Origin of the sequence: Leeuwenhoekiella sp. CH_XMU1409-2, assembly GCF_037029365.1 — a bacterium.
GTDB lineage: Bacteria > Bacteroidota > Bacteroidia > Flavobacteriales > Flavobacteriaceae > Leeuwenhoekiella > Leeuwenhoekiella blandensis.
Genome location: NZ_JAYMEI010000057.1, coordinates 1 through 622, shown reverse-complemented (window position 1 = coordinate 622; position 622 = coordinate 1). Strand labels below are relative to the sequence as shown.

At 36.5% G+C, this 622-nt stretch carries 2 protein-coding genes; both read left to right on the top strand.

Annotated elements, in window-relative coordinates; genetic code table 11:
• A partial coding sequence (locus WA338_RS18865) for a DUF4974 domain-containing protein (protein WP_336094572.1) occupies window positions 1-358 on the top strand: 358 nt, incomplete at its 5' end.
• A gap of 77 nt (window positions 359-435) precedes the next feature.
• Window positions 436-622, top strand: a 187-nt coding sequence (locus tag WA338_RS18860) for a hypothetical protein (protein ID WP_336094570.1), incomplete at its 3' end; no start/stop codon positions are given.

Sequence of the window (622 nt, the reverse complement as noted above, 5' to 3'; positions counted from 1 at the left end):
AGAAAATATCCAAACGAAGGAACGAGTGCTTCTCGAAAAAGATCAGCAAGTACTTTTTAAAGACACAGCTGCCCCGATAGCAAGTGTAACAAACAGCGATGATCAACGCGCCTGGACACGCAACATCATTGCACTGAATAACACTTCACTGGCTAAAACCGCAGGAATATTAGAGAATTGGTATGATGTCGAAATTGATTTTGAAGATACCGATATCGAAGAATTAAAAATAACAGGCAAATTTAAAGAAGAACCACTGGAGACTGTCCTACAAAGTATCGCATTGATCAACAACCTTAAAATAGATACACTAACTCAAAAACACTTTGTTATTCGAAAAAACAACACTACTCCATAAAAAACCCATTGCTGCTGCAACAGCAATGGGTCGAATTTTAATAAGACTACAAATCCAAAATTATAGCCATAATAAAAATGAAAACTAAACTACAAATTTTAAGAAAGTCTACCTTTCATAAAGTACACTTTTTGGCGTTTTTACTGCTGTTTAGCAGTATGGCTACCAGCGCCAATACTAAAAATCAAGTTGTAGACGAAGTTTTTGTGACCACCCGGTTACAAGATGCGTCACTAAAAGAAACCTTTGAGACGATTGAAGCAC